Consider the following 25,353-nt stretch of genomic DNA (forward strand, 5'->3'; position numbering starts at 1 on the left):
CATGACGCACGCTCACCTCCGGCCGGGCATTCCAGGGACACCCCCCGCCGGCGCCTCCGCCCCCGAACCAGCACTCACCATCCGCGAGGGCGCGCTGTTCCGCAATGGCAGGGAGCACCGGATCCTGGCGGGGGCCATTCACTACTTCCGGGTCCATCCGGCGCAGTGGGAGGACCGCATAGCCCGGCTGGCGGCGATGGGCGCCAACACCCTGGACACCTATATCGCCTGGAACTTCCACCAGCCCAGGCCCGGTGAGGCTCCGGAGTTTTCCGGTTGGCGCGACGTGGCACATTTCATCCAGCTGGCGGAGCAGGCAGGTCTGGACGTGATCGTGCGCCCGGGTCCCTATATCTGTGCCGAATGGGACAATGGCGGATTCCCATCCTGGGTTACTGCCATCCCCGGTGTGGGGCTGCGCAGCTCGGACGCCGCCTTCACCTCGGTGGTGGGGACGTGGTTTGACCGGCTCCTGCCCCAGCTGGCGCCGCTGCAGGCGGGCCACGGCGGCCCCATCGTCGCCGTGCAGGTGGAGAACGAATACGGCAGCTATGGCGACGACCGGGACTACCTGCGATGGAACCGGCAGGCACTGCAGGAGCGCGGCATCACCGAGATCCTTTTCACGGCCGACGGCGGCACGGATTACTTCCTGGATGGCGGCGCCCTGCCGGATACCTGGGCCACGGCGACACTGGGCAGCCGTGGCGCTGAGGCCATTGAAACCTGGAAGCGCCGCCGTCCGGGCGAGCCGTTTTTCAATGTGGAATTCTGGAACGGCTGGTTCGACCACTGGAAGGAACACCACCATACGCGGGACGCGGCCGAGGCCGCTTCCGAGGTGCGCCAGATGCTGGAGCGGGACGGCTCCGTCTGCCTCTACATGGCCCACGGCGGAACCAATTTCGGGCTGACCTCCGGCTGCAACCATGACAAGATCCTGCAGCCCACCGTCACCAGCTACGACTCGGACGCGCCGATCGCGGAGGACGGTACCCTGACGGATAAATTCCATGCCATGCGTGCCGAGTTCCATGCCGCGGCCGGCAAAGAACTGCCGCCGCTCCCCGCTGGCCTCACGACGCCGACGGCGACAGTGGCGCCGCAGACGCTGGCCGTGCGCCCCGGCGTCGGGCTTCTGGATTTTGCGCGCTCGGGCCGGCCGGTGCGCAGCGTCCGGCCGCTCAGCTTCGAACAGCTCGGGCTTGACCGCGGGCTTGTCCTGTACAGTGCCACGGCCGTGCTGCCGGAGACGGAGACCACCATCGGCATTCGGGATCTGCATGACCGGGCCTACCTCTGGGTTGACGGCGCCTTCGCCGGGGTACTCGATGATGCCACCGCGGCCGACGGCGTCCCCGTCACGGGTGCGGGGAACCCGGTAAGGCTGGAGATCCTGGTCGAGAACCAGGGCCGGATCAACTACGGTCCGCTGCTGGGACAGGGCAAGGGCATCCTGGGCGGCGTCATGGTCGGACGGCGCCACGTCTTCCACTGGGAGCAGCGCCTGGTGCCGCTGGAGGAATTGGACGAGGGTCGCTTGGATGTGCTCTCCTCCACGGGACCCGCCGTCGAAGGTCACGCGATTGCTGGCGCGGGCTTCGCCGCTGCAGAGTTCGACCTCACAAAAGCCGCCGACGCCTACCTGGCGCTGCCCGGATTCGGCAAGGGCTTCGCCTGGGTCAACGGCTTCCTGCTTGGCCGGTACTGGGAGGCCGGACCCCAGATAACGCTGTACATCCCGGCCCCGCTGCTGCGCCCCGGACGTAACCGGATCACCATTCTCGAGCTGGAACACCTGGGGACCGAGCTGGAACTGCGCGACCAACCAGAGCTGGGATCTGACCCGTCGCCGGCCGAGGCGCTTCCCTCCATGAGCTGACTAGGGCGCGGTCAGTTGGCTCCTGACTAATTCAGCTGACCAGCTCTGCCATGGCTTCGTGCAGCGCATCGATCACCAGCAGGACGGACCGGCGTTTGAGGCTCTCCGGCCTGGCCAGAATGTCTATCCGACGGTGCGTGCTGATGCCGCGCAGGGGACGCAGTGTCACGCCAGGGCTCAGCGCCGGGCTCGCCGTGTAGCGCGGCAGCAGTCCCAGCACGCTTCCGGTGGCAACCAACGCCGCCACCGTGGAGTAGTCGTTTATCCGGTGCACCACGGCCGGCGGTTTACTGGAAACGGCGCCGACGGCGGCAAGGACGTCAGCCGGGGAGTAGCCGCCGCGGCTGGTCACCCAATCGTGGCCGGCGACGTCGCCGGGCGTCAGGGCCTCTAACGCGGCCAGCGGGTGGCCGGCGGCGAGGGCCACATCCAGGGGTTCGCGCGCTAACTCGATCACGCTGATTCTGCCGGCGGGCCATGGTGGGCTGTGATCCATCCGGTGCGCCAGCACAAGGTCATAGCGTGCGGTGAGCGCCGGGAAATCCTGTTGTGCCACGTCTTCATCCGAAAGCTGCACCTTCGGCGAACCCGGACTTTGCAGGAGCCGGACCAACGGGGCAAAAAGCGCTTGTCCGGCGCTGTGGAAACCGCTCATCGTGACGTGTCCGGCGCGGTCGTCCTGGTAGGCGCCGATGGCTGCCCGCGCCTCCGCCATGGCACTGATCACGTCGGCGCCGGCGTCGGCCAGTACCTGGCCCGCCTCGGTGAGGATCAATCTGCGCCCCTGCTTGCGGGTCAGCACGGCGCCGGTGCTCTTGTGCAGCGCGGCGAGTTGTTGGGAAACGGCCGACGGCGTCACAAACAGTGCCTGCGCCACCGCGGTGACGCTGCCGAGTTCGCCTAATTCCCGGAGCATCCGAAGCTGGTGAATTTCCATTCCAGCCAACCTAGCATGTAGGAAAACTTAATCCTCGATGGAGTTACTCCTAGTTGTTCTAAAGTGTCTTCAGACATCTAATGGAGGGTAGAAGCGCTGGGAGGGCCTGCACATAAAGCACGAACAGCGATGAAGCAACGGTCAGATGAAGGCACGGGTCACATGAAGACCCGCTGCGATAAAAGCACCGGTCATATGAAAGCACGGGTCAAATGAAAGCACTGTACAAATCCGGACCCCATGCGGGCTTCGAGCTCGTGGACCGGCCGGAGCCCGACGCCGGCCCGGATGAGGTGAAGATCCGAGTCATGACGACCGGCATCTGCGGCACTGACCTGCACATCGAGTCCTGGGATGCCTGGGCCGCGGAGAACATCAATGCGCCGCTGATCCCCGGGCACGAGTTCTACGGTGAAGTCGTGGAGATCGGAGCCCAGGTGCGGGATGTGAAGGTTGGTGACCGGGTCTCCGGCGAAGGCCACATTGTCTGCGGAATCTGCCGTAACTGCCGTGCGGGGCGCCGTCAGATGTGCATCAATACCGAGTCCGTTGGTGTGCAGCGCGACGGGGCTTTTGCCGAATATGTCGTGATACCGGAAATAAATGTCTGGGTACATCACGACACCTCCGTCACCCCTGCGCTCGGCGCCATCTTTGATCCGTTCGGCAACGCAGTACATACGGCGCTGAGCTTCCCGCTCGTTGGAGAGGACGTCCTGATCACGGGGGCTGGACCCATCGGACTGATGGCCATCGCCGTCGCCCGCCATGCCGGCGCACGGAAGATTGCGATTACGGATGTCTCCGCCCCACGGCTGGAACTGGCCCGCAGTATGGGCGTCGACCTGGCCGTCGATGTTTCGCGCACACGGGTAAAGGACGCGCAGCGTGAGCTCGGTATGCGGGAAGGGTTCGACATCGGCCTCGAAATGTCGGGCCATCCCACGGCGCTGCCGGAAATGATCGACAATATGAACCATGGTGGACGGATCGCCATGTTGGGCCTGCCCAGCGCCCCCATTGACATCAACTGGGGCAAGGTTGTCACCCATATGCTCACACTGAAGGGAGTGTACGGCCGGGAAATGTTTGAGACCTGGTACGCCATGAGCGCCATGCTGTCCTCCAACCAGGTGCTGCATCGGCACATTTCGGCGGTGGTGACGGACACGCTGCCGGCGGCCCGGTGGGACGAGGGCTTCGCGGCCGCGCGCTCCGGCGCCGGTGGCAAAGTGGTGCTGGACTGGACCGGATTCTAAGGAGCAAGGCTATATGTACACCGCAATGAAAGACCAACTGGCTGCCGAATTGGACGAAATCCGGGAGGCTGGACTTTTTAAGACCGAACGCAGGATCTCCTCGGCACAATCCAGCCACATTCTGGCCGGACCGCTGGACGGCAACGGCCAGGGCAAGCCGGTGCTGAACTTCTGCGCCAATAACTATCTGGGTCTGGCGGACCATCCCGAGATTGTTGCCACGGCAAAGTCCGCCATGGATGAACGCGGCTTCGGCATGGCCTCGGTCAGGTTTATCTGCGGCACCCAGGACCTGCATCTGGAACTGGAATCACATGTTTCGGCATTCCTGGGCACCGAGGACACGATCCTGTTTTCGTCCTGCTTCGATGCCAATGGCGGAGTCTTTGAATCCCTCTTCGGGCCCGAGGACGCCGTCATCTCGGACGCACTGAACCATGCCTCCATTATCGACGGGATCCGGCTCTGCAAGGGCAAGCGCTTCCGCTATGCGAATCAGGATATGGCCGAGCTGGAGGCGGCGCTCGTCGAGGCCGCTGCGCTAAATGACGGTGCCGGCGCCCGCCGCACCGTCATCGTCACCGACGGCGTGTTCTCCATGGACGGGTTCCTGGCACCGCTGGCGGCGATCTGCGATCTGGCGGACAAATACGGCGCACTGGTCATGGTGGACGATTCCCACGCCGTCGGCTTCATGGGTGCCACCGGTGCCGGCACGCCCGAGCACGCCGGCGTCTCGGACCGGGTGGACATCTATACCGGGACCTTCGGCAAGGCCCTCGGCGGCGCGTCCGGCGGTTATGTCTCCGGCCGGGCGGAAATCGTTGCGATGCTCCGGCAGAAAGCCCGGCCTTACCTGTTCTCGAATTCCCTGGCGCCAGCCATTGTCGCCGCCACGCTCAAGGCCCTGGAGCTGGTTCAAACCTCCGCGCAGCTGCGCAGCACGCTGTTCAGCAACGCAGAGCACTTCCGGCGCCGGATGACCGAAGAGGGCTTCGAACTGCTGCCGGGGGAGCATGCCATTGTTCCGGTGATGTTCGGCGATGCCGTTCTCGCGGCGACCATGGCGGATCAGATGCTGGGCCACGGTGTGTACGTGACCGCGTTCAGTTTCCCGGTGGTTCCGCGCGGCGCGGCGCGGATCCGGGTCCAGCTTTCGGCCGCACACAGCGCGGACGACGTCGAAACTTGCGTGCGTGCCTTTGTCGCCGCACGCGCTGGGGCGGGCGGAGAGTAGGGACTTGGCAGGCCAACCCCGACCGTATGCGGGAAAGCGTTGACGGGTGCAGGAACGCAGATGACTTTCGAAGGGTTGCACAGTGAATAGGGTTGCACAGTGAATACTGACGTGCTGATCGTGGGCGGTGGGATCGCGGGTCTGTCTCTGGCCTGGCAGCTGGCGCCGAGTGCCGCCGTCGTGCTGGTTGAGGCGGAGGGAACGCTTGCGTACCACACTTCGTCCCGCTCGGCGCGTCAGATGCAGCCCAGCTACGGGCCCGCTCCGATTCAGGAGCTGACAGCCAGGAGCATCGTGATGGTCCGCTCTATTTCCGCGGAGCGGGGGCATTCGATTTTGCTGCCGCGGCCGCTGATCTTCGTCGGCACGGTAGCGGATGTGGCCGCTGGAACCGCCGCCAACGGCCGGCTGAGACCGCTGAGCCATGCGGAGGCGCTCACCCGCTGCCCCGACTTGCGGCCGGATTCCTTCGAAGCCGCCAGTCTGGATGATTCCGCACTGGAAGTCGATGTCCCCCCACTGCTGGACCATTACCGGTCGGGTGCGGTCGCTGCCGGAGCCTTGATCATTACCGGTGCCCCGGTTCACACAGTGCAGCGGACCAGCGCGGGGTGGCTGGTTGGAGCGGGGGACGATGCTGTTGAGGCACCCATTCTGGTCAATGCCGCCGGAGCATGGGCCGATCCGCTCGCGGTGATTGCCGGCGTCGGAATTCAAGGTCTGCGTCCGCACCGACGCACCGCGGCCACCGTCATGACGGAACATCCCGTCGATCCGCAGGCTCCGATGATTGCCGGCGCAGACGATAGTTTTTACTACCGGCCGCAGGGCAGCGGTCTGCTGATTTCGCCGTGTGAATCCGTCCCGAGCGTGGCCGAGGACGCCCGGCCGGTGGAAGCGGATATCCGCCGCGTCATCGAGCGGATCAGTACCGTTTCGTCACTGGGGATCACCTCCGTGCAGCGGAGCTGGACCGGGCTGCGCACCTCGGCGGCTGACGGCCTGCCGGTCGTCGGCTTCGACCCCGAGGCGCCCGGATTCTTCTGGCTGGCCGGACAGGGCGGCTACGGCATCCAGACCTCCGCGGCCATGGCGGAGCTTGCCGCGGCGATGATCCTCGCCCCGGAAAGTCCGCTCTGTGCAGAGGCCCGGGCGCTGGCACCGGACCGACGGTAGGCGGCGCACGTACCGTAAGCGGCGGATAGGCAGCAGACGGTGAGCCTGAAAGTTCAGCAATCGTCCCCGGCGCGGAGGACGGGGGTCATGATGGCTACTGCCGGGACGGGGTGCCCTCGATGGTGCCGTTTAGGACGCAAAGGCTCCGCCCCGGCGCACCTTCCGATTCAGTTGGCGGCGCTGGAGACCAGGATACCGAGGCCGAGCCCGCCGATGATGGTGTTACTTGCTCGGTCCAGCCACAGCTCGACCTTGGGTTTGCGCAGCAGTCCCATGGCTTTGGCTGCGGCGAAGGCCACCAGGGACAGATAGGCGCCTCCGATCAGGGCCTCCACGCCGCCGAGCACCAGCGCGGTCAGCAAAGTGTCTCCGCCGTGTGGAATGAATTGAGGAACCAGGGCAAGGTAAAACAAGCCGACCTTGGGGTTTAATAAGGTGGAGAGAGCGCCCGCACCAAAACCGGCCAGATTCCCTTTCCATCTGGGCTGCCCCGCCCGCGCCTGTCCAGCGGCCTGCCGTGCGGCTTGCCCGGACAACTGTCCCGGCAGCGGCGCAGAATTTGCGGCCTCTGCGGTCCTGGCAGCTATCCGGACGCGTTCACGCCGGCCGCGCAGAAAAGCGGAAACGCCGAGATACAGCAGGTACACCCCGCCAGCGATCTTCAGCCAGCGGAAAACTTCGGCTGATTGTTCCAGTAGTGCTGCCAATCCAACCCCGACCAGCAGCGCCCACAGGATCCCGCCAATGGAACAGCCTGCCGCGGTTGCCAGCCCCGCACCGACGCGGCGCAGGGCGGTCCGCAGCACCAAAAATGTATCCGGCCCCGGTGTCAGGGACAGCAGCAGACAGAGGCCGGCGAAGGCCAGCAGGGAGGCGAAAGTCATGGTCCTATCTTCCTCGCCGATTCCCTGCGGTGCCAATGCCAAAACGCAACGTTGCCTGCGCCATCGCGAATGTTGCGTCCGGCGCGCGCTTCGGAACGTCCGGGATCCCAGACGCGGGGGCGCCGGGCTATCATGGCCGGCCCGCATGCCCGCCGTAGGGTGGACTTATGAGCCTTGTGATTACGAATATCGGCGAGCTGATGAGCCAGGACCTGCGCAATGGAGCGGGGGCTGCGGTACTGAGGGACGCCGCCGTCGTGATCGAAGGGGAACGGATCAGCTGGCTGGGACCGGCCGCATCCGTCCCCGCGGCCGACGAGTCCTTTGACGCGGGCGGCCGCGCGCTGTTGCCCGGCTGGGTGGACTCGCATACACACCTGATATTTGCCGGCGACCGGACCGCGGAATTCGAGGCGCGGATGGCCGGGCAGAGCTACAGCGCCGGGGGCATCGCCGTCACCATGGGGGCGACTCGCAACACCAGCGACTTCGACCTGACCCGACTGGCGATGGGGCGGGTGGCGGAGGCCGTTTCCCAGGGCACCACCTATATGGAGACTAAAACGGGGTACGGGCTGGATGTGGAGAACGAGGCCCGCAGCGCCCGGATTGCGTCCACCGTGGTGGATGAGGTGACGTACTTGGGCGCCCATTTGGTGCCGACGGGTGCGGATCCGGACGACTACACGGACCTGGTGTGCGGGGCCATGCTCGACGCCGTCCGCCCGTTCGTGCGCTGGGCGGATGTTTTCTGTGAGCGCGGCGCTTTTACCGAGGAGCAGTCCCGCCGGGTGCTCACTGCCTGCCGGGACGCCGGGCTGGGGCTGCGCGTGCATGGCAACCAGCTCGGCACCGGTGCCGGTGTGCGGCTGGCCGTCGAATTCGGCGCCGCCAGTGTGGACCACGTGAATTACCTGGACGACGACGACGTCGCCGCCCTTGCCGGCAGTTGGTCCGGTTGGGATCCGGTGACCGGTGGCGGTGTCCGCGGTACGGTGGCCACGGCGCTGCCCGCGTGTGACCTGTCCACGCGTCAGCCGCTGGCCCCGGCGCGGCAGCTGCTGGATGCCGGCGTCCAGCTGGCGCTGGCGTCCAACTGCAACCCCGGAACCTCGTACACTAGCTCGATGGCTTTTTGCGTAACGACAGCGGTGCTGCAAATGGGACTCAGTGTGCACGAAGCCGTGCGGGCCGCCACGTATGGCGGGGCGCTCGCACTTGGCCGCGAAGGCGGGATGGACGTCGACGGCGCGCGGGCAGTGGGTTCGATTGCCGTCGGGCATCGGGCGGATCTGCACCTGCTGAACGCCCCCGCGGCGACGCACCTTGCCTACCGTCCGGGGATTCCGCTGACCGCAGCCGTCTGGCGCGCCGGCGTCCGGCAGGGCCATTCTGTCTGAAAGACCGGCGCCGCTGGGGCTACCAGGGATTGAACGTGACTGAATATAGCAGAAAGCGATCATTAGTAATCATTTGAGTGTTAGACTGTGGTCAGAATCCCAGCTTGCCTGTACATGAGACGCAAGGAGATCTTCCCAGATGACCGACACTGCTTCCACCGCCCGCGCAAATGAAGGCCCCGCACATGCCGGCACCGCTGTCGCCGGGCCGACAAATACCCACGGCGGCGCGCATATGGACGAAGAACTGAGCAGTCAGCCCCAGATGTGGACCCGTGCCATTGCACAGGCGCTTGCGAACGGGAAGGAAGGGAAGCTACTGCCCGCCGACGGCGAGCGCGTCGCCGTGATCGGCTGCGGTACCTCCTGGTTCATGGCGCAGAGCTATGCAGCGGCGCGTGAAGCTGCCGGCAAGGGAGTCACGGACCCATTCGCCGCCTCGGAGGCATTTCTGGGTGCGGACAGGCAGTATGACGCCGTCGTTGCCATCACTCGCTCCGGCACGACATCCGAGGTGCTGGAGATCTTGCGCCGGCTCAAAGGAAAGGTGCGGACCGTAGCCCTGGTGGGGGATTTGAACTCGCCGATCATGACGCTGGCGGACGCCGTCGTCGAGCTTCCTTATGCCGATGAGAAATCCGTAGTCCAGACGCGTTTCGCGACAACGGCGCTGACTTATCTGCTCACCAGCGTCGGCATGGACCTGAGCCCGGCGGTGGAGGATGCGAAAACCGCGCTCACCGCGCCGGTGCAGCAGGAGCTGATCGACGCCGAGCAATTCACTTTTCTGGGCCGCGGTTGGACTGTCGGGCTGGCCCACGAGGCGGGACTGAAAATGCGTGAGGCCGTGCAGGGCTGGACCGAGAGCTATCCGGCGATGGAATACCGGCACGGACCGATCGCAATTGCCGCGCCGAACCGTGTGACATGGATGTTCGGCGAGCTGCCGGCGGGACTGGCCGACGACGTCGCCAAGACCGGCGCGTTGCTGGTCAACTCCGGGATGCATCCGCTGGCTGATCTGGCCCGCGTGCACCGTGTGACCTTGGAGCGTGCCCGCGCCCGCGGCTTGGATCCGGACGCCCCCCGCAATCTTTCGCGCTCGGTGATTCTGGACGCTGCGCAGTAAGGGCAGGGACGAGTAACCCGATGCCAACTGACCGAATGCCAACTGACCCGATGAACCCCCGGTCAACTCAGGCCGGGGATCTTCCGGCGGTCCTGGCCTTTGACGTCGGAGGTACGGACATGAAGACCGGAATCCTGGCCGGACCGATTGATCCGGGCGACGCGGTGGTCCGGGATCTGCAGCGGTTCCCCACGCCGAGGTGTCCGGAGCCAGCGGCGGGCACCGGGCCAGCGGCGAGTCGGCAACTGCACGACGGCGCCGTGCCGGGCTACACAGCCGGCTGCGGCGATGCGATAGTGCAACGGATCGTGGAGCTCACGGAGCGCTACCGGCGAAGCCACCCCGATATTGCACCGGCCGCTGTGGGCGTTACCGTCCCGGGGCTGGTGGACGAGGCGGCAGGAGTGGGACTGCTCTCGGCGAACCTGGGCTGGCGCAACTACCCCTTCGTGGAGCGGCTTGAGTCCCGGCTGGGCCTGCCGGTGGCGTTCGGACACGACGTCGGGATGGCGGGCGAAGCGGAGTTCCGGATCGGCGCCGCCCGCGGCCAGTCCGACGTCGTCGTGCTAGTGATCGGTACCGGGATCGCCGGTGCCGTCTTCAGCGACGGGCGGCGCGTGGCCGGTGGTGGCTTTGCAGGGGAACTGGGCCACGCCATGGTTCCCGCGGCTGACGGTTCCCTGCAGATCCTCGAAGCCACCGGATCGGCCGGCGGCATTTCCCGCCGGTACGAACAATTTAGTGGAACGCCAGTCAACGGTGCCCGCGACGTGCTGGAGCGCGCCGGAGCCGGGGACGTGCTGGCGGCCCGGATCTGGGCCGATGCGGTGGCAGCGCTGGCCTTTAGCATCGCCCAATGCGTGTCCATCCTGGGGACCGAAACCGTGGTGCTCGGCGGTGGGCTGGCCGAAGCCGGAGAGGCTCTGTTGGTGCCGCTGGCCGAGCGGGTGGAATCCCTGCTGACATTCCATCGCCGCCCGCACCTGGTGGCGGCGGAACTCGGACAGAATTCCGGTTTGATCGGCTCGGCCCTAAAGGCGCGCGACCTGCTGGCGCAACGGCAGGCGGCGCTGTGAGCGACTCAATAGGACGTGCTGTACGCGCCGCGGCGGCAGGCACGACGGCGGCCGCGACGGCGGCCGGTACTGTCGGGTCAGGCGCAGCAGCTGCCGGGCCAACGGGGGTCATAGTCACCGTCACGGCGAATCCCGCGGTGGACCTGACCTACACGGTGGCCGGCGTGCATCCGGGCGGTTCACACCGCGTAACTGCTCCGCTCCTGCGCGCCGGAGGGAAGGGGATCAACGTCTCCCGGGTCGCGCACCAGCTGGGCTTCCAGACGCTGGCCATCGCCACGACCGGGGGCAGCACCGGAGCCGAGTTTGCCTGGGAACTGGGCCGCAGCGGTGTCCCGCACCGGCTGATTCCGGTCGCCTCCGCAACGCGGCGGACCATCGCCCTGGTGGACACCGTTGCGGGGAATACTAGTATCTTCAACGAAGCCGGCCCCGCGCTCGCCGCCGGAGACTGGCAGCGGCTCGCTGCCGCCGTCATCGATTGCCTCGGGACCGCGGGCGTACTGGTTGGTTCGGGGAGTCTGCCGGCTAAGGCGCCGGCGGATTTCTACCCGACCCTGGTGGCCTTGGCTCAGCAGGCGGGTGTACCGGCGGTGATTGACACGTCCGGGCCCGGTCTGCTGGCGGCCGCGAGGGCCGGCGCGGACCTGCTCAAACCCAATAATGAGGAACTCGTTCAGGCCCTCGGTGAGAGCGACCTGGTCAGCGCTGCGCGGAAGCTGGTGGGAATGGGTGCACGGATGGTTCTGGTCAGCGCCGGCGCCGACGGTATGCTGGCCTTTGACGCACGGAGCCCGGACCGGTACCTGCGCGCACGCCTGCCGGAAGCGCTGCAGGGAAACCCGACCGGGGCCGGGGACGCGGCGGTCAGTGCCGCCGCCGTCGCGCTGGCCTCCGGCAACACCGATACCGAAGAAATCCTGCGGCGCGCCACCGCCTGGAGCGCGGCCGCGGTGCTGATGCCAGCGGCCGGCGAAATTTCGCCGCAGTATCAGGACTTAGCCGCCCGGCTGATCGTCAGCGCACACACCACCAACAACGCAAGGACACCATGGGACTGACCCCTACACGGACATTAATGGATGCGGCAGCGGCCGCGGGGACGGGGCAGGGTGCGTTCAACGTTATCCATTTGGAGACCGTCGAGGGCCTGGTCGCGGGGGCCGAGCGGGCCGGGCTGCCGCTGATTCTGCAGATCTCCGAAAACTGCGCCAAGTACCACGGCGGCCTTGAGCCGCTCGCGCTGGCCACCCTCGCCGCCGCCCGCGCAGCGTCCGTTCCGGTTGCGGTGCACCTGGATCACGCGGAGGACGAGCAGCTGGCCTATCAGGCGGTTGAGCTGGGCTTCGGCTCAATTATGTACGACGGCGCCGGCTTTGACTATGCGGAAAACGTGGCGGTGACGAGGCGGGTTACCGACTACGCACAGGCCCGCGGTGTGTACGTCGAGGCCGAGTTGGGGAAGGTGGGCGGCAAGGATGGAGCGCATGCGCCCGGCGTGCTGACCGACAAGGACGAGGCTGCGGCGTTCGTGGCCGCCACCGGCGTGGATGCGCTCGCCGTCGCCGTCGGCTCTTCGCATGCCATGACGGAGCGCAGCGCCGCGCTGGATCTGGACCGGATTGCCGGACTCAAGGCGGCTCTGCAGGTACCGCTGGTATTGCATGGCTCCTCCGGGGTTCCCGACGGTGCGATCGTGGCAGCGATCGCCGCCGGGATGACTAAGATCAACGTCTCAACGCACCTAAACGGGTTCTTTACCCGAGCCGTGCGGGGGTATCTCGCAGCCAATCCCGCCGTCGTCGACTCGCGGAAGTACCTGCGCGCCGGGCGCGATGCGCTAATTCCGGAGGTGGCGCGGCTGTTACGTTTGTTTGCGGACGTGCCCGAATCCGGGCCTGTGCTGACATCAGGGCAGGCCGGCAAATGAACCGGACCGAGCGGCTAAACGCCATCCTGGATTTATTGGCCGGTTCCGGGCAGGTCGAGGTGGACGACATTGTCCACCGTCTCGGTGTTTCGCCGGCCACCGCACGACGGGACCTGGATTCGCTGGCCAACGAGCGGCTGCTCACCCGCACCCGCGGCGGGGCCGTCCAGGGTTCCGTCGCCTACGACCTGCCCGGGCGCTACAACCGCGACGACAATGGCGGGCAAAAGCAGCAGATCGCCCTCGCCGCCAGCGCCCTGGTGCATAAAGGTGCAGTGATTGGGCTCTGTGGGGGAACCACCAGCACGGCGCTGGCGCAGGTCCTCTCCACCAGGGCTGACCTGATGGAGCATTCCGTCAGGCCAACGTTGACCGTGGTGACCAACGCGATCAACATTGCCGCGCAACTGGTGGTCCGACCGAACTTCAAGATCATGGTCACCGGGGGAATCGTCAATCCGCGCTCTTATGAATTGGTGGGCCCCTACACGGACATCATTTTGCAAAAGGTCGCGCTCGATTTTGCGTTCATCGGTGTCAACGGGATTGATCCGGAGGTCGGTCCCACCGTTGACGATGAGGGCGAGGCGACGGTCAACTCACTGATGGCGCGGCGCGCGTCCGAGGCCTACATGCTGGCGGATTCGTCCAAGATCGGCAAGCGCGCCTTTGCCACCATGGAGGGCTATCACTTCCACAAGCTCATTACGGATTCGGGAATCACAGCCGATGAGCTGGCGGCGTTCCAACGCAACAAGATTGACGTGATCGTCGCTCCAGGCGCCTGAATTGGCAGTGGATGAGAACGGTCAGCAAATACGGGCAAGATGGGCGTATGAACTCGTCAACTGGAACTACACGCGTGCGGCTGCGCATCGAGGTGTGGATTGTGCTGGGGCTTTCCTTGGGCCAGTCAGCCGTGTACGCCGTCGTCCAGCTGCTGGACAAGCTGACCCGCGCACCGCTGGCCCAGGGCACATCGACCCTGAATGCGGCACAAAGCACTCGGGAGTACTTTGACCTGACCTACCAGCTGCTGGGGATTATCTTCGCGCTGGTTCCGGTGGCCCTGGTGCTGTACCTGCTCTGGCAACCCGGACAATCCGCCTTCCAACAGCTCGGTTTCACGCTCCGGCGCCCCGGCCGGGATTTCCTTTGGGGTCTGGGCCTGGCCGCTGTCATCGGCATCCCGTCCCTGGGGCTCTATGCCGTCGGTCGGGCGCTGGGCATCACCACGGAGATAATCCCCAGCGCCCTCAATACGTACTGGTGGACGGTGCCGGTCCTTGTGTTGTCGGCCCTGAGGCATGCCATCGTGGAAGAGGTCATCGTCGTCGGATACCTGCTGGAGCGCTTCGGCCGGTTCGGCTGGCCAGCAGTGGCAGCTGTATTAACCAGCTCGCTGCTGCGCGGCAGCTACCACCTGTATCAGGGGTTCGGCCCGTTCGTGGGCAATTTCCTGATGGGGCTGATATTTTGCTGGATCTACCGGCGCTTTGGCCGGCTCACGCCGCTGGTGGTTGCGCACGCGCTGCTGGATGTCGCAGCCTTCGTAGGCGGCCCGGCGCTCGGGTTCGGCTGAGGTTTGCATCCTCCCGCGGCGCGCCCTTCTTAGTCGGCCTATCTGGCCGGACCGTCGGGGGGACTAAGTTAGCTGAACACCGGTCTGCCCGGATATGCGGCTAAATGGTGACAAGCCCATTTGCCGTCTCGAACGTGACACTCATGATGCCCGGCGTGCCGCGCGGCGCGATCCATTCCACGGCTACGTCATCCAGTGGCTTCTCCACTGGCTCGCCGAGCCACTCGGTGACCCGTTCGGCGCTGCCGGCAATGGTCAGCTTCGTCAGTCTGACGTTGGTCGGGGTGGCCAGCGACGGGTGCAGGGCCGGGTCGCCTTCCCACTTGAGCATGTAGGGAACCTGGGGATCGGCGATGAGTCCCTTGATGCCGATCTGCTGCCAGATGAGTTCCTGCCCGTCCGGGAACTTCCGATTGCCGGGAACGGCGCTTCGGCCAAGGCGTTCTTCGAAGGGGGAGAGATCGTCCACGGCGACACACCAGCCCATCCAACCACCGCCTGCTGCCGAGCGGGCACGCACCGCCTGACCGAAGGGAGCCTTGTCCGACGCCGGGTGCTCCAGGGCCTCCACGACCTCCAAATAATGGTGGTCCGTGAGCGGAAAAATGATGTTGCGGGTGCCGAACCGGGGATGGACTCCACCCCGAACGCGTTCGATTCCCAGGGCATCCGAGATGCGGGCGGCGGTGGCGGCCAAACCATCTGATTCACAGGCGTAAGAAACATGATCCATGCGCATGCCGTTCATCTTGGCACTTTGTGAGGAGCGTCTCGAGTTAGGTTCCACTTACCAAGGTGGGATCTCCATCCCGGGTTTCGGGCGGCCGATCGTCAGCAGCAGTAGAAACGTCATATTCAGTCATGTTATTGCCACCATCGGCATGGCAGCAGCACACTGGTCTGAGGTCATGAGTGCCAGCGACAAGCCCCGGCTCGCTGGCCGGCAACCCTCCGCTGCGGTGGGGTGCCCCGGGTGAAGACCAGGCCTTAACCACACGGTTAAGTGCAAGCGCAGGTCACAAAACCATCTTGGCTCAGCAGAGCGGGTACTTCCCTGTCTGCCCCGGATGAGTTTTGGTGACCCGGTTATGAGGAGCCACCCATGAGCAATGCATGGTCATTTGAAACCCGCCAGATCCACGTAGGCCAGGAACCCGATGCCACCACCGGCGCCCGCGCACTGCCGATCTACCAGACCACGTCCTTCGTCTTTCCCAGCACGGAAAGTGCGGCCAATCGGTTCGCGCTGACCGAACTCTCCCCGATCTACACCCGCATCGGCAACCCTACGCAGGATGCCGTGGAGCAGCGCATCGCCAGTCTGGAGGGCGGAATTGCTGCGCTCCTGCTCTCCTCCGGCCAGGCCGCGTCCACCTTCGCGGTGCTGAACATTGCCCAGGCGGGGGACCATATCGTCTCCAGTCCCAACCTTTACGGCGGCACGTTCAATCTCTTTGCGCACACGCTGAAAAAGTTCGGCATCCAGGTCACGTTCGTCGCGGATCCGGACAATACCCAGCAGTGGCGCGACGCCGTCCAGCCGAACACCAAGCTCTTCTTCGGCGAGGTCGTGTCCAATCCGCGCCAGGACGTGCTGGACATCGAAGGCATCAGTGCCGCCGCGCACGAGGCCGGTGTGCCGCTGATCGTCGACAACACCCTTTCCACGCCGTACCTGATCCGGCCGCTGGAGTGGGGCGCCGACGTCGTCATTCATTCGGCCACGAAGTACCTGGGTGGCCACGGTACCGCTATTGCCGGCGTGATTGTCGACGGCGGCACGTTCGACTACACGGCGGAACCGGAGCGTTTCCCGGGCTTCAATACCCCGGATCCCAGCTACAACGGACTGGTCTACGGGCGCGACCTGGGAGCGGACGGAGCGCTGGGGGCGAACCTCTCCTACATCCTCAAGGCCCGGGTGCAGTTGCTCCGCGACCTGGGATCCGCCGTCACGCCGTTCAACGCCTTCCTGATTGCCCAGGGCCTGGAAACGCTGAGCCTGCGGGTGGAGCGTCACGTGGAAAACGCCGTTAAGGTGGCCACCTGGCTGGAGGCCAACGAAAACGTGGAATCCGTCGCCTATGCCGGTCTGCCGTCGAGCCCGTGGTTTGAACGCGGCCGCAAGTACGGGCCCAAGGGCACCGGCGCCGTCATCGCCTTCAACATCAAGGGCGGTCTGGAAGCCGGGAAGCGCTTTGTCGACGGGCTGGAACTGCATTCCCACGTGGCGAATCTAGGAGACGTCCGCTCGCTGGTGATCCATCCGGCGTCAACAACGCATGCCCAGCTCACGCCGGAGCAGCAGCGCGCGGCGGGCGTGGAGCCCGGCCTGGTACGGCTGTCCGTCGGGCTGGAAAACATCACCGATATTCTCGCGGACCTTCAGGCCGGCTTCCGGGCGGCGAAAACGGCGTGAGCGCCCGCGCTGTGCCTGGGTTGCCGATCGGCGCCCCGGTCACAACCCGTGCGCCGCGCACACCGGCCGACGGCGGGGTGGAGACCGACGGCGAGATCCAGTACGCGCGGATCGGTGAGCTCGATCTGGAGGCGGGCGGGCGCCTCCCCGATGTCACGCTCGCCTATGAAACCTGGGGGACGTTGAACGCCGATGCCTCCAACGCGGTCCTGATCGCGCACGCACTCACCGGCAGTACCCATGTTTCGCGCGGCGGTTCTGCCGACGACGGCTGGTGGGAAGGGCTGGTGGGTCCGGGCCGGGCAATCGATACGGACCGGTACTTCGTGGTCTGCGCGAACATGCTTGGCGGCTGCTACGGCAGCACCGGCCCGTCCAGCATCGCCCCGGACGGGCGCCCCTGGGGGTCTCGATTCCCCTTTGTCACCCTTCGTGATTCCGTCCGGGCGGAGGCGCTGCTTGCGGATCAGTTGGGGATCGTGTCCTGGTACGCGGTCCTGGGCGGCTCGATGGGCGGAGCCCGGGCGCTGGAGTGGGCCGCAACGCTGCCCGCCAGGGTCCGCCGTTGCGCCGTCGTCGCCGCCTGTGCCGCCAGCACAGCGGAGCAGATCGCCTTCGCGCAGGCCCAGGTGCTCGCAATCCGGTTGGACCCGGACTTTGCCGGCGGCGATTATTACGACGGCGCTGCGCCAGTTGCCGGGCTCGGCCTGGCACGCCGGATTGCCCACATCACTTACCGGTCCGAGCCGGAAATGTCAGCACGTTTCGGGCGAAGGGCGCAACCGGGGGAGAGACCGGTGAGCCAGGGACGAATCCGCAACATCGCCGGTTCGTCCGCGGGGGAGCGGTACCAGGTGGAAAGCTACCTGGACCATCAGGCGCAAAAACTCGCCGGGCGCTTCGATGCCAACAGCTATCTGGTGATCACCGAAGCCTTGATGAGCCACGACGTCGGCCGCGGCCGGGGTCCGCTGCCGGAGGCGTTGACGGCCGCTGCTGACGTGGAATTTTTGGTGGCAGCGGTAGCGAGCGACAGGTTGTATTTCCCGGCCCAGTCTCAGGAGCTGGCCGCGGCGCTGCCCGGAGACGTCGCCGTGCACACCATCGAGTCCGGGATCGGGCACGACGGTTTCCTCACCGAGACCGACGCCGTCGGGGCACTGCTGCGCGGAACCTTCTTCGCTGAGCGCATCAGCTACCCGGCTCCTGGCGGCATCCCGGGGCCAAAGATCGGACCCGCCGTCGGCCGCTTCGCACTGACGCCGTCGCCGGAGGACTGATGGCGTACCCGTCGGAGCACCCAGGGGACAAAGAATTCGCGTGCCCAGACCAGGTCCTCCGACCGGGCGGTGCGCCAGTTCCGCACCGCGAGCGGCTTGGGGAACTGGGCCTGAAGGGTATGCGGTACGTTCAGCGACTCCAGCGCCATCAACGCGATGGTGTGGTGCCCCAACGGCGAGAAATGCAGCCTGTCCTCGGCCCACATCTGCGGATCCTTCAGCTGCCGCAGCGACCACATATCCGCAATAATGGCGTCGTGGCGTGCCGCGATGGTGCGCAGGTTTTCGTTGTAGATGGCGACTCTCCCGCGGACCAGGCCCAGCACCGGGGTGTCCCGGATATCGGGGCCATTGAACAGCAGGACGGTCGCTCCCGCCGCCGTCATTCGTTCCACCGCACCGTCCAGGGACTCGGCCAGCGCGTCCGGGTCCGAGCCCGGCCGGATCAGGTCATTGCCGCCGGCGGAGATCGACATCAGTCCCGGCTTGAGGCCCAGGGCCGGTTCCAGCTGCTCATTGAGGATCTGCTGCAGCAATCGACCCCGGATGGCAAGATTCGCATAGGCGAAATCCTCGTGCCCGCGGCTGAGCTCTTCAGCCAACCTGTCTGCCCAGCCGCGGTGGCCTCCAGGGCTGGCGGGCTCAGGATCTCCGATGCCTTCGGTGAAGGAGTCACCGATGGCAACGTAGCGGAGCCAGGGGTGCAGCCTCCCGGGCAGCTGTTCGGAGACGATGGGGGTGGCCTGCTCAGTCATGGGCGCCGCTTTCGATCGGGAGTTACCTCCCATCCTGCCCCTTTCGACCGGCGTCACGCGAGTCACTGGGAGTGGGCGGGCCGGGTGGATGGGCTAAGTGGACGGCGGGTGAGGGAAGGTACGACGGCGGCAGGCAAGCGCTGGGCGGCCGGCTCTGGTTTCCCATCGTGGCGGGGTTCTGGTTGACTTCTGCGAATGGAGAATCAGCATGAATAGGGACGCCGTACTCGCAGCCTTCACTGAGCAAATACGCCGACGTGCCGGGCACTCGTCCGAAAGCGACGGGTCTGTCGTCAGGCACATTGGCGCTGACTGGGCAGGCGTAACCTTCAGCGACCTGGCGCAAACCACCGCCGACGCCGCCATCGCGGCGCAGATTGAGCGCTTTGCAGGAGTGGGCCGCCCCTGGGAGTGGAAACACTATTCCTATGACCTGCCGGCGGATCTGCCGCAGCGGCTTCTGGCCGCCGGACTGACCGCCGAGCCCGCGGAGACCTTGCTGGTCGCCGAAATGTCTGATTTGGAGCTTAATCCCCGGCTGCCGGCAGGGGTGGAACTACACCCCGTGGTGGACGCCCAAGGCGCCGCGGCCGTCGTCGCGGTCCATGACCAGGTCTTCGGCGGGGACCATCGTGCAATCGGGCGGCTTCTGCTGTCCGGACTCGCAGAGGCTACCGAAACTGTGGCCGGCGTGGTTGCCATGGCCGGTGGAATCCCGGTCGCTGCCGGACGAGTGGAGTTTCAGGCCGGTACCGACTTTGCAGGCATCTGGGGCGGCGGCACCCTGCCCGGGTGGCGCGGTAAGGGCGTGTTTCGGGCGTTGGTGGGCTACCGCGCCGCACTGGCTGCGGACCGCGGATTCCGCTACGTCCAGGTGGACGCGTCGGCGCAGAGCCGGCCGATTCTCGAGCGGCTGGGCTTCGTGGAACTGGCGACAACAACGCCGTTCATGCACCCGGGAGGCCCCCGCTGATGACTTGCCGGGATGACTTGCCGGGATGGCTGCCCGGATGATGGAGCGGCCAGGCGGGCAGTCATGACCCTCCACTATTCGCCCGCGGAGGTCGCGGCCCTGCCTCCCGCGGAGTTCGGGTTTCCAGGACCACTCCGGGACCAACTTGTCGCCGCCATCCTGGACGGCAGCAAGACCAGCACCACCGGCCTGGTCATCGACTATGCGGTCTGCGGCGAGGCACTTCCCCGTGTCGGGGAGCGGTCAGCTGTCATCGATTCTCACTCGCGACCGGCAGCGGTGCTGGAGGTGACCGCCGTCGACGTCTGCGCCTTGGGCCACGTGGATCTGCAGCATGCTGTGGACGAGGGGGAGGGCTACACATCGCTTGCCCAGTGGCGGGCGGACCACGAGGCGTACTGGCACAGCACCCAGATGCGGGCCGCTCTTGAGTGTCCGGATTTTACTGTTGACGATCAGACCCAGGTGGTGCTCGAGCGGTTCCGGCTGATAGGTATCGTGGAGAGATGACAGACGCGACGAATGACCCCGGCTCTGCCCCCATCGTGACGTGGTCCAAAGCCGAACCGGACCGGCAGGGAACGCCGCTGCTGCTGATGCTGCACGGCTATGGCGCCGACGAGGCGGACCTCTTCAGCTTGGCACCGACACTGCCGGAGGAGTTTACCGTCGCGTCGCTGCGCGGACCGGAGCGTGCCGGGCCAGGCTATTGCTGGTTCCCGTTGCGTGCTGATGTGTCTTATGCGGTGGAGAACGTGACGTCGGCGACGGAGGCTGTGACGGCTTGGCTGGACACCGTCCGAGGCCAGCACAGCAGTGTCACGCTGCTCGGATTCTCGCAGGGCATGTGCATGGCCACCTCCCTCGCCCGACACCGGCCGCACGACTTTGCCGCCGTCGTCGGCCTGTCCGGCTTTGTTGTTGACGCCGGAACCCAGGGGGAGGGATTCTTCCACGACGCCGAACTCGCCGCCGCCCGACTTCCGGTTTTCTGGGGCCGTGACCAGGCGGATCCGGTGATTCCGGCCGAGGCCGTGGACTACACCGCAACGTGGCTTCGCACGCATTCGAAGCTGACGAAGATCCTCTACACCGGAATCTGGCACGGCATCAACGCCCAGGAAATGGCGCACGTCAAGGAGTTCCTGTCCCTGACTGTGCTCCAGAGGTAAGGCCTGCTCAACGGATGATCTGCGCAGTCACCGGCCGGTCAGGGTGCCGCTATCCGAACGGTTTCGCCGTTGACTGTCACGGTGTCTCCGGCGTGAAGTTGGCGTCCCCTGCGTTCTTCGATTTCGCCATTGACCTGCACCAGCCCGTTCTTGATCAGTTCCGCCGCCTCCACTCCGTCCTCCACAAGGGACGCCAGTTTCAGTAGCTGCCCCAGTCGGATCATGTCGTCGCGGATGGAAATTTCATTCGTATTATGGTTGCTCATATAAACCATGATCCCCGACCGCGGCTGGCGTTGCGCACCCGGGCGCGCGTCGCCGTCGTGCACGCAGCTCCGCCGTCGTGCACACCACCATGCCCGATTGCTGACGCGCGGATCATTGTGCCGGCCATCGGTAAGCTAGGCTTTAAACTTCTCCGGCGCATCGTCCGCCGCATCCCGGTACCGAAGGAAATCACCGTTGGTACCGGCCGCACTTCAACCGCAGGGCACATCCTCGGTTCAGGCGGACCGCACCCAGCGGCCCCGCATCGCTCCTAGAAAGGGACACCGCCGCCATGGCTAATAAATCCTCACTTGACCCGATCATTTCCCTGGCCAAGCGCCGCGGATTTGTGTTTCAGGCCGGTGAGATTTACGGTGGTTCCCGCTCCGCCTGGGACTACGGCCCCTTGGGCGTGGAGCTGAAAGAGAACATCAAGCGCCAGTGGTGGCAAACCTTTGTCCGGGGACGCGCGGACATGGTCGGCTTGGATTCCTCCATCATTCTTCCGACGCAGGTCTGGGAAGCGTCTGGGCACGTGGCCACCTTTACGGATCCGTTAGTGGAGTCCCTGCACACGCATAAGCGCTACCGGGCGGATCACCTAATCGAGGCGTACACCGCCAAGCATGGCCACCCGCCGGAGAACGGGCTCGCGGACGTGAAGGATCCGGACACCGGCCAGGACGGCAAATGGACCGAGCCGCAGATGTTCTCCGGGCTGATGAAGACCTTTCTGGGCCCGGTGGATAACGAGGCGGGCATGCATTACATGCGCCCGGAAACCGCGCAGGGCATTTTCGTGAACTTTAACAACGTGCTCACCACCTCCCGCAAGAAGCCGCCGTTCGGCATCGGCCAGATCGGCAAGGCCTTCCGCAACGAGATCACCCCCGGCAACTTCATCTTCCGCACCCGGGAATTCGAGCAGATGGAAATCGAGTTCTTCACCCCGCCGGCGGACGCGGACGAATGGTTCAAGCACTGGGTGGACGCGTGCTGGGAGTGGTTCGTGGATCTGGGCATCAAGCCGGAAAACCTCCGCAAATTTGATGTCCCGGAAGAAGACCGCGCGCACTACTCCGCCGGCACCATCGACGTGGAGTACCGCTTCGGCTTCCAAGGCTCCGAATGGGGCGAGCTGATGGGCATTGCCAACCGCACCGACTTTGATCTAAACAACCACTCCGCTGCCTCAGGCACCGAGCTAAGTTACTTCAACCAGGCCAGCGGTGAGCGTTTTACTCCGTACGTGATCGAACCTTCCTTCGGGCTGACCCGTTCGATGATGGCCTTTTTGGTGGACGCCTACACCGAAGATGAGGCCCCGAACGCCAAGGGCGGCGTGGACAAGCGCACCGTGCTGCGCCTGGATCCGCGGATCGCGCCGGTCAAGGCAGCCGTCCTGCCGTTGAGCCGCAATGAGGATCTGTCACCGAAGGCCCGCGACCTGGCCACCGCTCTGCGCAAGCACTGGAACATTGACTTCGACGATGCCGGAGCCATCGGCCGCCGCTACCGCCGACAGGATGAGATCGGCACACCGTTCTGCATCACGGTGGACTTCGACACCCTCGAGGACCAGGCAGTCACCATCCGCGAGCGGGACACCATGAGCCAGGAGCGCGTCTCTTTGGACAAGGTGGAGGCCTACCTGGCCGCCCGTCTGCTCGGCGCCTAGGACCCCGATGAGCGAATTGACCTACCGCGCCTGGCGCGAGGGGGATGACCTGGCGCTCAATGAGCTCTGGGGCGATCCGGAGACCTACCAAAGCGGTCAGTTCCGTGCCGCGTTCGCGCCGAATTCGGTTGGAAGGAACGGCGGCGGCACTGACGACGGCGGCAGCACCGTTACGGATGGCAGCTGGCGGCGCTGCATCGTGGCAGAGGATCAGGGTATTCCCGTCGCGGCCGGGGTGGTCTACGAGACCCGGCTGCATCCGGAGCGCCTTTGGGCCTACCTGGAAGTCGCAAGAGACCATCGCCGTGCCGGCGTCGGGGCCACCTTGCTGACCATGCTGCGCCGCGAAGCGGAGCGCGCGCCGTCCGGCGTGCGTGCGCTGCGGACCAAGGTGGAACCGGGAACGCCCGGAGCTGCCTTTGCCCAGGCCGCCGGATTGCGGCAGCTCCAGCGCAGCCGAATTGTCCGCGTGCAGCCGGGGGCATTGCGCCTTCCGGTCTTCGGGGACGGCAGCGAGGCGGCGGCCACCGCCCGGGTCCAGGATCTGGCCACCGGATCGGTGGAGTTGACGGACGTAGTGGGCCGTTACTACGCGGATGTCCATCAGTGGGACGCCACCGGTGTACTCCCGCCGGGGACGGTACAGCGGCTCTTCCTCGATGATCTGTCCGGTGCGCACGGGGCCGTCGTGTTGCGTCAGACGCCGGAAAGCGCGTTTGGTGCGACGGTGGCACCGAGCAAGAAAGGCAGTCTCCAGGCCTTCGCCGTGAGCTACAGCCAGGGTGCGACGGATGAGCCCACGGATGTTTTCCTCGGACATGAGCCGGCACTGCCCGCCGGAGAGGCAGTTGCAGCCGTCCGGGACCTGCTGGCCCTGATTGCCCACCAGTACCCGGTAGTGCTGGAACTGGACGATTCCATGGCGGCCCTGTCCGCCGTCGTCGAACCGATGCTTGCCAGCTCAGCGGCGCAGGTCCTGGGAGCCGAGACCCTCGTCGTCGGCGACTAAACTCCGCCCCATATCGCTGAGTGGGTACCTCTGCCCCTTCCGCAGCCTCCGGAAGGGGCAGAAGTACCCACTCGACGAAGGGTGCCTGTGGGCACGATTTGCGAACCTTTGAGAGAATCGATGTGTGACTGTTACCGATTTTCCCTCCAGTGCCACCAGGCTTGAGTTGCCACCGCTGCAGCTCGGACCGATTACCGTGCCAACTCCGGTGGTGCTCGCGCCAATGGCCGGCATTACGAACACCGCCTTCCGCCGGCTCTGCCGCGAATACGGGGGTGGCCTGTACGTCTCCGAAATGGTCACCTCCCGCGCACTGGTTGAGCGGACGCCGGAATCCCTGCGGATCATTGAGCACGACGACGACGAAAAGGTCCGGTCGGTCCAGCTGTACGGCGTGGACCCGGCCACCGTCGGCAAGGCCGTCCGGATGCTGGTGGAGGAAGACCGTGCGGACCACATTGATTTGAACTTCGGCTGCCCGGTGGCCAAGGTCACGCGCAAGGGCGGCGGCGCGGCGCTTCCTTGGAAGACGGACCTGTTCACCGGCATCGTGCAGACAGCCGTCCGTGAGGCAGCCAAGGGGAACGTTCCGCTGACGATTAAAATGCGCAAGGGCATCGACGATGACCACCTGACCTACCTTGAGGCCGGCCGGATCGCGCGTGACAGTGGCGTTGCCGCCGTCGCCCTGCACGGACGAACGGCGTCGCAGTTCTATTCCGGCACGGCAGATTGGACCGCCATAGCGCGGCTGCGCGAGGCGCTGCCGGACATTCCAGTTCTGGGCAACGGCGACATTTGGAGCGCCGAAGACGCCATCCGGATGGTCCGCGAGACTGGCGTCGACGGCGTCGTGATCGGTCGCGGCTGCCAGGGACGGCCGTGGCTGTTCGGCGATCTGATGGCGGCTTTTGAAGGCAGCGAGCGGCGGTTCAAACCCGGGCTGGCGGACGTTTCGGACAGCGTTTACCGTCATGCTCAGCTGTTGATCGACACCTTCGGGGATGAGGACAAGGCGCTGCGGGATATCCGAAAGCACATGGCCTGGTACTTCAAGGGCTACGTGGTCGGCGGGGACCTGCGGGCCAAGCTTTCCACGGTTCCCACCCTGGAAGTGCTGCGTTCGCTGCTGGACCAGTTGGATCGGGACGCACCGTACCCGGGGTCCGACGCCGAGGGTCCACGCGGGCGGGCGGGTACTGCGAAACGGACGGCACTGCCGGAGGGCTGGCTCAACGACCGCGGACTGAGCCCGGTGCAGCAGGCCGGCATCGGCGCCGCGGAACTGGACGTGTCCGGTGGGTGAGA

Annotated in this window: 24 protein-coding genes and 1 riboswitch; of the genes, 19 read left to right on the forward strand and 5 right to left on the reverse strand. The window is 65.7% G+C overall.

The features are described 5' to 3' along the window. Position 1 precedes the first annotated feature (1 nt). Positions 2–1,882 (forward strand): glycoside hydrolase family 35 protein, encoded by a 1,881-nt coding sequence (locus tag OS914_RS06760; protein ID WP_267545297.1) that lies wholly within the window; start codon positions 2–4, stop codon positions 1,880–1,882. A 31-nt stretch (positions 1,883–1,913) separates the two neighbouring features. Here OS914_RS06760 and OS914_RS06765 read toward each other — a convergent pair whose 3' ends face one another. Then, positions 1,914–2,819 (reverse strand): LysR family transcriptional regulator, encoded by a 906-nt coding sequence (locus tag OS914_RS06765; RefSeq protein WP_267545298.1) that lies wholly within the window; start codon positions 2,817–2,819, stop codon positions 1,914–1,916. 212 nt (positions 2,820–3,031) lie between these two features. Between OS914_RS06765 and tdh the strand changes: the two genes are divergently transcribed. From tdh to OS914_RS06780, 3 genes are all read left to right on the forward strand, one after another. Next, complete coding sequence (gene tdh / locus OS914_RS06770; protein ID WP_267545299.1) at positions 3,032–4,078, forward strand: L-threonine 3-dehydrogenase; 1,047 nt, start codon at positions 3,032–3,034, stop codon at positions 4,076–4,078. Between the two features lie 13 nt (positions 4,079–4,091). Then, entirely contained in the window at positions 4,092–5,315 is a 1,224-nt protein-coding gene (locus tag OS914_RS06775; RefSeq protein ID WP_267545300.1) for a glycine C-acetyltransferase, read from the forward strand. A 99-nt stretch (positions 5,316–5,414) separates the two neighbouring features. Next, positions 5,415–6,491, forward strand: coding sequence for an NAD(P)/FAD-dependent oxidoreductase (locus OS914_RS06780; RefSeq protein WP_267545301.1), 1,077 nt, complete (start codon positions 5,415–5,417; stop codon positions 6,489–6,491). A 167-nt stretch (positions 6,492–6,658) separates the two neighbouring features. Here the strand turns inward: OS914_RS06780 and OS914_RS06785 are convergent, their stop codons facing one another. Further along, a complete protein-coding gene (locus OS914_RS06785; protein WP_267545302.1) occupies positions 6,659–7,375 on the reverse strand; it encodes a LysE family translocator in 717 nt (238 codons plus the stop codon). Positions 7,376–7,542: 167 nt separating this feature from the next. On the opposite strand from OS914_RS06785, the gene hutI reads away from it, so the two are divergent. The 7 genes from hutI (at position 7,543) to OS914_RS06820 (ending at position 14,492) form a co-directional block, all read left to right on the forward strand. Next, the gene (hutI, locus tag OS914_RS06790) at positions 7,543–8,775 is read left to right on the forward strand and encodes an imidazolonepropionase (protein WP_267545303.1); all 1,233 of its coding nucleotides are present in this window, start codon (positions 7,543–7,545) and stop codon (positions 8,773–8,775) included. Between the two features lie 235 nt (positions 8,776–9,010). Continuing rightward, positions 9,011–9,904, forward strand: coding sequence for an SIS domain-containing protein (locus tag OS914_RS06795; protein ID WP_267545460.1), 894 nt, complete (start codon positions 9,011–9,013; stop codon positions 9,902–9,904). Positions 9,905–9,939: 35 nt separating this feature from the next. Continuing rightward, positions 9,940–10,980, forward strand: a complete 1,041-nt coding sequence (locus OS914_RS06800) for an ROK family protein (protein ID WP_267545304.1) — start codon at positions 9,940–9,942, stop codon at positions 10,978–10,980. 110 nt (positions 10,981–11,090) lie between these two features. Next, on the forward strand, positions 11,091–12,041 hold the full coding sequence (locus OS914_RS06805; protein WP_267545461.1) for a 1-phosphofructokinase family hexose kinase: 951 nt from the start codon (positions 11,091–11,093) through the stop codon (positions 12,039–12,041). After that, positions 12,032–12,910, forward strand: a complete 879-nt coding sequence (locus tag OS914_RS06810; protein WP_267545305.1) for a class II fructose-bisphosphate aldolase — start codon at positions 12,032–12,034, stop codon at positions 12,908–12,910. Before OS914_RS06805 ends, OS914_RS06810 begins: the two co-directional genes overlap by 10 nt. Beyond that, entirely contained in the window at positions 12,907–13,698 is a 792-nt protein-coding gene (locus tag OS914_RS06815; RefSeq protein ID WP_267545306.1) for a DeoR/GlpR family DNA-binding transcription regulator, read from the forward strand. Before OS914_RS06810 ends, OS914_RS06815 begins: the two co-directional genes overlap by 4 nt. A 47-nt stretch (positions 13,699–13,745) precedes the next feature. After that, on the forward strand, positions 13,746–14,492 hold the full coding sequence (locus OS914_RS06820) for a CPBP family intramembrane glutamic endopeptidase (protein ID WP_267545307.1): 747 nt from the start codon (positions 13,746–13,748) through the stop codon (positions 14,490–14,492). A gap of 100 nt (positions 14,493–14,592) precedes the next feature. On the opposite strand, the gene OS914_RS06825 is transcribed toward OS914_RS06820, so the two are convergent. Continuing rightward, positions 14,593–15,231 (reverse strand): VOC family protein, encoded by a 639-nt coding sequence (locus OS914_RS06825; RefSeq protein WP_267545462.1) that lies wholly within the window; start codon positions 15,229–15,231, stop codon positions 14,593–14,595. Between the two features lie 165 nt (positions 15,232–15,396). Continuing rightward, a riboswitch (SAM riboswitch) is annotated at positions 15,397–15,510 on the forward strand. Between the two features lie 84 nt (positions 15,511–15,594). On the opposite strand from OS914_RS06825, the gene OS914_RS06830 reads away from it, so the two are divergent. Together OS914_RS06830 and metX are read left to right on the forward strand one after the other, a co-directional pair. After that, positions 15,595–16,911, forward strand: coding sequence for a bifunctional o-acetylhomoserine/o-acetylserine sulfhydrylase (locus tag OS914_RS06830; protein WP_267545308.1), 1,317 nt, complete (start codon positions 15,595–15,597; stop codon positions 16,909–16,911). A gap of 26 nt (positions 16,912–16,937) precedes the next feature. Continuing rightward, positions 16,938–18,191 carry a homoserine O-acetyltransferase MetX gene (gene metX / locus OS914_RS06835; RefSeq protein ID WP_420713890.1) on the forward strand — a complete coding sequence of 418 codons (1,254 nt, stop codon included), beginning with the start codon at positions 16,938–16,940 and terminating at the stop codon, positions 18,189–18,191. Here the strand turns inward: metX and OS914_RS06840 are convergent. Further along, positions 18,107–18,946, reverse strand: coding sequence for an SGNH/GDSL hydrolase family protein (locus OS914_RS06840; RefSeq protein ID WP_267545309.1), 840 nt, complete (start codon positions 18,944–18,946; stop codon positions 18,107–18,109). The two genes, metX and OS914_RS06840, sit on opposite strands and share 85 nt — an antisense overlap. Positions 18,947–19,154: 208 nt before the next feature. Between OS914_RS06840 and OS914_RS06845 the strand changes: the two genes are divergently transcribed. The 3 genes from OS914_RS06845 (at position 19,155) to OS914_RS06855 (ending at position 21,091) form a co-directional block, all read left to right on the forward strand. Continuing rightward, on the forward strand, positions 19,155–19,919 hold the full coding sequence (locus tag OS914_RS06845; protein WP_267545310.1) for a GNAT family N-acetyltransferase: 765 nt from the start codon (positions 19,155–19,157) through the stop codon (positions 19,917–19,919). Positions 19,920–19,982: 63 nt separating this feature from the next. Continuing rightward, entirely contained in the window at positions 19,983–20,429 is a 447-nt protein-coding gene (locus OS914_RS06850; RefSeq protein ID WP_267545311.1) for an ASCH domain-containing protein, read from the forward strand. Then, positions 20,426–21,091, forward strand: a complete 666-nt coding sequence (locus tag OS914_RS06855) for an alpha/beta hydrolase (RefSeq protein WP_267545312.1) — start codon at positions 20,426–20,428, stop codon at positions 21,089–21,091. The genes OS914_RS06850 and OS914_RS06855 overlap by 4 nt, the downstream gene beginning before the upstream one ends. Before the next feature lie 38 nt (positions 21,092–21,129). Here the strand turns inward: OS914_RS06855 and OS914_RS06860 are convergent, their stop codons facing one another. Further along, complete coding sequence (locus OS914_RS06860) at positions 21,130–21,357, reverse strand: RNA-binding S4 domain-containing protein (RefSeq protein WP_267545313.1); 228 nt, start codon at positions 21,355–21,357, stop codon at positions 21,130–21,132. Positions 21,358–21,650: 293 nt separating this feature from the next. Between OS914_RS06860 and OS914_RS06865 the strand changes: the two genes are divergently transcribed. From OS914_RS06865 to dusB, 3 genes are all read left to right on the forward strand, one after another. Further along, entirely contained in the window at positions 21,651–23,036 is a 1,386-nt protein-coding gene (locus OS914_RS06865; RefSeq protein ID WP_267545314.1) for a glycine--tRNA ligase, read from the forward strand. Between the two features lie 7 nt (positions 23,037–23,043). Next, complete coding sequence (locus OS914_RS06870; RefSeq protein WP_267545315.1) at positions 23,044–24,045, forward strand: GNAT family N-acetyltransferase; 1,002 nt, start codon at positions 23,044–23,046, stop codon at positions 24,043–24,045. A gap of 124 nt (positions 24,046–24,169) precedes the next feature. After that, positions 24,170–25,351 carry a tRNA dihydrouridine synthase DusB gene (dusB, locus tag OS914_RS06875; protein ID WP_267545316.1) on the forward strand — a complete coding sequence of 394 codons (1,182 nt, stop codon included), beginning with the start codon at positions 24,170–24,172 and terminating at the stop codon, positions 25,349–25,351. Positions 25,352–25,353: the final 2 nt, after the last annotated feature.

Origin of the sequence: Arthrobacter endolithicus, from assembly GCF_026627425.1 — a bacterium.
Classification (GTDB): domain Bacteria; phylum Actinomycetota; class Actinomycetes; order Actinomycetales; family Micrococcaceae; genus Arthrobacter_M.